The following is a 6,000-nucleotide window of genomic DNA, read 5'->3' as shown; positions in this document are numbered from 1 at the left end:
CCGATCCCCGAGATCAAGCTGGCTTCGCCGGGCGCGAGCCGTCCGCTCAAGGCGCTGGAGGCTTGGGACGACTATCGCCTAGATGGCGTCGCGGAGGCGCTCGCCCTGCCGGACACGCAAGTGCGCGTCTTCGGCAAGCCGGTGACCAAGCCCGGCCGCCGCATGGCCGTGGCGCTGGCCGCCGCGGATACCGTGCTCGAGGCGCGCTCGCGGGCGACCGAGGCGCTGGGCAAATTAAAGCTCGACCGAGCTTGACGCGCTCGATCCGCCTAACCCACTCGCCTTGCACCGCCGACATAAAAGCCCCAGCCAAGCCGCAAGCATGCGGCCGGCTCGGGCTTTTTTTCACCCGTCGGCATTCCGGCTCGGCCCACTCTTCTCGCCTCGTCCTCCGCGTGTCCCGCTTCCCTCCGCATGTCCCGTCCCGAGCAGCCCTCTAAGTTTGGCGACCGTCCAATAAATCGTCGGCGTCAAAAAAACGAGCCAAGCGAAGATTTGAAACGACGGCATCATCGGCAATTTCTCGAATTCCGCGGGGAAGCGGGAGAACTGATAGGCGCAGGCGAAAACGAAAGCGGTCAAAGCGAAGGTGAGCGGCCGATGGGATCGGGTGCCAGCCCACCGCTTGACGATACGGCTTGCAATGAACAGCAGGACGGCCGTCTTAATGAGCAGGGTGGCGGACCAGATGCCGATCAGCAGCGGGTCGAGGTTTTCCAGGACTTCCCCGAAGGAGATGAAGCGGACCGCCTCGAGCAGCGGATAAGACATGTTGGCCGCGAGCCTCGGGCCGAACAGAAGCAGGCAGGAGAGCCAATAGGCGACCAATACGGCGACGATCAGCGTTTGCAGGGATGCAAGCTTGCGAAGAGGCTTCCGATCGACTTCGAAATAGGGCGCGAGCAGAAAGATCAGGGACAGATCGTTCAGCCAGCTGATGGCGAAAAACGTCGACGCGGCCAGCTTGGAGGCCGACCAGTGCGTAAACAGCGCGACGATCATGCTGTACTTCATTTTGAACAGCAGCACGAAAAGGACGGGCAGCATCGTCGCAAACACAGAGAGAAAGAAGCCGTCGCTGAGCAGCGCGATCGAGCGGATGCCGGAGCGGGCGGCCAGCGCCGCGCACAGCAGAAAGCATCCCAGCATGACGGGCGTCGGCGTCCCTTCCAGATATACCGAGATGAACAGGTCCGAATAGGCCGTCGCGCACAGCGTGGCTATCGTCAGGCAATAGAGCAACAGGAGCGCGGAAAAGAAGAAGTGAGGCCAGCGGCCGACAACGCTTCGGCCGTATTCGGTCCACTCCCGCCCTTTGAACGCTTGAGCGATGCGGATGGAGCAGAAGGCGAAGGCAAGGCTGGCGAAACCGCCGATAGGTATAGCGATCCAGCCTAGGTATCCGCCGAGCGCGTACATCGGGCTTAGCATGAAGACGATGGGCGCAGCGATCAGATGAAGCGCGTATATCCGCCATAGATGAACGAACTTCAGGGGTTTCATGCTTCGGTCGACTCCCAACTCCTCAATTAAAATGCAAGAGCGCGTCCGCCCAGCCGAACAATCCTCGAATGATCCAAGCCGGCAGCGGAAGCCATTCGGCGAATGCGGCAAATCCCGCGTAGCCAATGCTGAGCAGCCAGGCGGCCATCGTCGTTAAGCGTACCCGCCTGTCCTCCGAGCGAAGCCGGTAGAGCTGGAACGCCGCGATCCCCGCCATAATCAGCCATGCCGCCTTCATTTGGATTGATCCTCCAGAATCGTCCACATTGGTTTATGCTCCCCATTCAAATGGGTCACGCGAATGTTCGTCTTCACCTTGAATCGAACCTCCTTGCCGTATACCTGCGCCCACTTGTTTTTCAAACTCGCCCACAGGCGGGGATATCGCCATTCCAGCCGCGCGCCAAGCTCCATAATATCCGCGCCGGCCGATTGAGACTTTTCAAGCGCGCTTTGCAGACTCGCTGCGATGGCTTCGTTCATCTGACGTTCCAGCCGGTGCAGGGCGGCCGGATCGGATATGTCCTCGCCGCTCAATGCGGATTCGAGCGTAGCCTCTGCGCTGAGTTGAACCGTACAGACGATATCGCCGGCCGAAGAGACGACGGGAGACACCTTGCTTTTTAGACGGTTCAGCCTATAATCGAACTTCTCTTTACCTGTGAGCATGTCGTACATCGGCGCCGCGAGATTGCCCTCCGCCCAACTGACGGCTTTAGCTTCATCCATGTCCAACCGGCCTGTCATGCGCATATTCTGAATCATTGCCGTACCTGCGATCCCGGTCCAGGGGCTGACCTTATTGTTTTCGCTGATGAGCGGTCTTCGCCCGGTCCTAAGGAGCGGAACGGTCGTGCCGACGCCGGCGGCGCTGTCGACGGCCAGGTCCTTGATCGTCGCTTGACCGACGAACTTGCGGTTGCCGAACTTGCGCAGCACTTCGGCCGGGGCTCTCTCGTCGACGGGTGTCAGCTCCATGACTTCTTTGGCAGGGCCTTCGGACACGTACACGTAAGCCCGAAACGGAAAAAAGGGATTGCGAGAGGCCCATTCCAGCACGTCCTGCAGGCCCCTTTGCGCGGCGAAGTCCGCGCTGACGACGACGGCGCGGGTTTGTCCCCAGGTAAGCTTGCGACTCAGGTCGCTCTGAATCTTGTCGAGCGCGTCCGGTATCGTATGGCCGGACGCGGTATGGGAGGTGTACGACTTGCCCTGTTGAGGAGCCGTGTCGCTATTGCCGATCGAGCCCATCCGGTTGGGCAGCGGCGATCCTATGCTCAGCACGATCTCGCCCGGTCGTTCGCCCAAGTCGATGTAGGCGCTCGTGATGAAGATGCGGTCGTTCAGCTCGATTTTGGACCAACAGCCCGAGAGCGGCATGGCGAGCAGAACGGAGACGAGCAGGGCGAGCCGGCGCCTACTCATGGCCAGGCAGCCTTTCGGAGGCATCCAGGTGGCGATACGCTTCGGGGCGAAGCCTCATCCGCGTCCAGTTGATGCGGATGAACGTGTCCTTCCAATCCCGCACGGACAGCGGCGCGACGGGGTGCATATACGGCACGCCGAACGAGGAAAGCGACACCAGATGCCAGAAGAGGAGAAACAACCCCGTGACGAGTCCGGCCATGCCGAGCAGTCCGCCGAGCAGCAGCAGCGGAAACCGGAGCAGGCGGAACGCGAGACCCAGCTCGAAGTGCGGGATGACGAAGGAGGCGATGCCCGTAATCGACACGACGATGACGGTCGGGGCGGACACGATGCCGGCCTGCACGGTGGCTTGTCCGATGACGATCGCGCCGATGATCGATACGGTCTGCCCGAGTGGTCTCGGAATTCGGATACCGGCCTCCCGGAGCCCCTCGAAGATCAGCTCCATGATAAGCACCTCGGCCAGCGCGGGGAACGGGATGTTTTCTCTGGCGGCCGTAATCGTCTGCAGCAGGTTCGCGGGCACGATCTCCGGATGGAAGGTCGTGACCGCCACGTACACCGAAGGGACGAGAAAGGACATCGCGACGAAAAACAAGCGGATCCACCGAATCCAGGTCGATGCCATAAAGTTTTGGTAGTAATCCTCCGCCGACTGCATGAGCGAAAAAAAGGTGACGGGCACGATTATCGATTGCGGCGTGCCGTCGATCATCATGCCGATCCGTCCCTCCATCAGCGCGGCGGCAAGCGTATCGGGGCGCTCCGAGTACTGAACCGTCGGAAAGGGGGAAAAAGGCATATCCTGCATCTGTTCTGCGATATAGCTGGCGCCTAGCGCGCTGCTCATGTCCGTGGCGGCTAGCTTCCCCTTTACCTCGCGCAGCACGTCCCCGTTGCACACCCCTTCGATGTAAACGAGGAAACTGTCCGTTTTGGTGAACCGTCCGAACGTATATTTCTCTACTTTAAAATCGGGATGCTTCAGCTTATGGCGAACGAGCGCGAGATTGGTGCGCACGTTTTCCACGAACGCTTCCTGGGGCCCGACGATGACCGTCTCGTGCTGGGATTCCGAAACGGAACGGTCATTGTATTGCGTAACGGGAAAAAGGCAAATTCCTTTTTTTCCGGCCTCGATGAACAGCGCCGCCTGCCCTTCCAGCAGCGCCGCGACGGCCTCGTCCTCACCGCGGCAGCGGGCAGTCTGGACGGAGACGAGCGCGCCGCCGACCAAACCGTCCAGCAGCGCCTCGGCCGCGAGGTCGGACTGCTCCCGAAGCGGCCGGATCAGATGCGCGAACAGCGTGTTCTTGTCGACGATCGTCTCGAAGTACACGAGCGTGCAAGCTACGCCGCCTGCGGAGAGCGGCTGGCATACCAGATCCTCGGAACGCTCGAACGCCTTAAGGAGGGCGGACAGCGGATCTCCCGAAGCGGGGCGCGAACCGCCCTGCGCGGCCAATCGCCCGCCAAAGCCGCCCTCCGCAGGTTGGGGGGCGCGTCTTTGAAGCGAATGACGGAGCCAAGCTCTTATCAGACGTTTGAGCATGCGGGTATCGCCTCCTCCTTGTCCGCAGTCGCTGACAATAGTATGCAACGAACCCAATCTTCGCATCCGCCGGCTTTTTCAGAATTTGTTCAGTAACAAGTGATATAAAAAGAATATGTAAACGGCCGAGCACCGTAACAAGGAGGCACCTTTATGTTGCAAACTATTAAATTTGAAGCGAACGAAACGGCAACCAACCCCGTCGGCACGGCGATGAGCGTTATCGGAGGCAAGTGGAAGGGCGTCATTCTCTATCAGCTTATTCAACAGGAAGCGCGGTTCAATCAGCTGCGCCGGATGATTCCCGGCATTACGCAGCGCATGCTGGTGCTGCAGCTTCGCGATCTGGAGCGCGAGGGCCTCGTGCAGCGCGTCGTCTACCAGGAGACGCCGCCCAAGATCGGCTATCGGCTTACCGACTACGGCCGCACGTTAGTGCCCGTCATCTTGTTGCTGAAGGAATGGGGCGAGAGCCACCAATCCGCTACGCATTGACCGATGAAGCGCGTCCGTCGTCCCGTTGACGGGAGGACGCCTCATAATCGTATAAGCCTGCCGCGATATGCGCCGACGCATCGCGGTTTTTTTGTTTTTCTGCCGCTCCCTGCGCGCTCGTTCATAAACGAGCCGGCGTTTTAATACGCCGGTAATTCTGGCTTTACAATGTCAAGCTACAATAGAGCTGCGGCCCGACGTCATTTTACGCAAAAACCGGACAATCCCGATCAAAAAAAGGAGAGCCCGCCATGGGAATTCACGCCTACTTCAGATCGCTGGACGTGCTCGACCGGATCATTCGCTGCCCGGGCAAATTCAAATTCGAGGAACACAGCGTCGCCGCGCACTCCTGGAAGGTCGTTCAGTATGCGAAGACCTTCGCGGATATCGAGGAGCAGCAGGGCGCGGTCATCGATTGGAAAAAGCTGTACCGGATCACGAGCAGCCATGATTACGGAGAAATTTTTATCGGAGACATTAAAACGCCCGTCAAGCATTCCTCCATGCAGCTGCGCACGCTGCTGCAGCGCGTCGAGGAGGGCATGATCCATAATTTTATCGAGGAGCATATTCCGCGCGAGTTCAAGGCGATCTTTCAGGAGCAGCTGCGCGAAGGGAAGGATCAGTCGATCGAAGGGCTGATTCTGGAGGCGGCCGACAAGCTCGACCAGGTGTACGAGGCGTTCTCCGAGCTGCAGCGGGGCAACACGGAACAGGAATTCGTGTCGATGTACCGGTATGCGCTCCTTAAGATTCGCAGCATACCGCTCAAGTGCGTGGACTACTTCTTCGACTGCATCTTGCCCGACCTCGTGAGCGAGGAGTCGATGTCGCCGATCGATATCCGCAAGATTACCGAAGAAGCGCTGGCTTCCGCGCCGTCGCCGTCGCAACCGTATCCGGCATGAAGAAGCGATGAGGGTGGCGGAAGGACCCCATAAGCTTGCGCATCATTCGCAAAAAAAAGCTGCTCTTCTCGTCACTGTAGCGACGGAGAGCAGCTTATTTTCATTTGTGCG

6 protein-coding genes and 1 pseudogene are annotated in these 6,000 nt (G+C 59.5%); 3 read left to right on the top strand and 4 right to left on the bottom strand.

From position 1 onward, the window contains the following. Nucleotides 1-255, top strand: a pseudogene (purT, locus tag KVT38_RS07885) (phosphoribosylglycinamide formyltransferase 2); the annotation flags it as partial. A 90-nt stretch (nt 256-345) separates the two neighbouring features. Here the strand turns inward: purT and KVT38_RS07880 are convergent. Genes KVT38_RS07880 through KVT38_RS07865 form a run of 4 tightly spaced genes read right to left on the bottom strand, consistent with a single transcriptional unit; the run spans nt 346 to nt 4,483 of the window. After that, the gene (locus tag KVT38_RS07880; RefSeq protein WP_217593136.1) at nt 346-1,503 is read right to left on the bottom strand and encodes a GerAB/ArcD/ProY family transporter; all 1,158 of its coding nucleotides are present in this window, start codon (nt 1,501-1,503) and stop codon (nt 346-348) included. Between the two features lie 22 nt (nt 1,504-1,525). Beyond that, nucleotides 1,526-1,741: a hypothetical protein gene (locus KVT38_RS07875; protein ID WP_217593135.1), complete on the bottom strand. Its 216-nt coding sequence runs from the start codon at nt 1,739-1,741 to the stop codon at nt 1,526-1,528. Then, nucleotides 1,738-2,928: a Ger(x)C family spore germination protein gene (locus KVT38_RS07870; RefSeq protein ID WP_217593134.1), complete on the bottom strand. Its 1,191-nt coding sequence runs from the start codon at nt 2,926-2,928 to the stop codon at nt 1,738-1,740. Before KVT38_RS07870 ends, KVT38_RS07875 begins: the two co-directional genes overlap by 4 nt. Beyond that, complete coding sequence (locus tag KVT38_RS07865) at nt 2,921-4,483, bottom strand: spore germination protein (RefSeq protein ID WP_217593133.1); 1,563 nt, start codon at nt 4,481-4,483, stop codon at nt 2,921-2,923. Before KVT38_RS07865 ends, KVT38_RS07870 begins: the two co-directional genes overlap by 8 nt. 153 nt (nt 4,484-4,636) lie before the next feature. Here KVT38_RS07865 and KVT38_RS07860 point away from each other — a divergent pair, with 153 nt between their 5' ends. Next, nucleotides 4,637-4,978 carry a winged helix-turn-helix transcriptional regulator gene (locus KVT38_RS07860; RefSeq protein WP_217593132.1) on the top strand — a complete coding sequence of 114 codons (342 nt, stop codon included), beginning with the start codon at nt 4,637-4,639 and terminating at the stop codon, nt 4,976-4,978. A gap of 251 nt (nt 4,979-5,229) precedes the next feature. Next, nucleotides 5,230-5,889: a YfbR-like 5'-deoxynucleotidase gene (locus tag KVT38_RS07855; protein WP_217593131.1), complete on the top strand. Its 660-nt coding sequence runs from the start codon at nt 5,230-5,232 to the stop codon at nt 5,887-5,889. The last annotated feature ends 111 nt before the right edge of the window (nt 5,890-6,000 follow it).

Source organism: Cohnella sp. GbtcB17 (genome assembly GCF_019091135.1).
Classification (GTDB): domain Bacteria; phylum Bacillota; class Bacilli; order Paenibacillales; family Paenibacillaceae; genus Cohnella.
The sequence above is the reverse complement of the archived record's forward strand: the minus strand, read 5'-3'. Positions and strand labels throughout refer to the sequence as shown.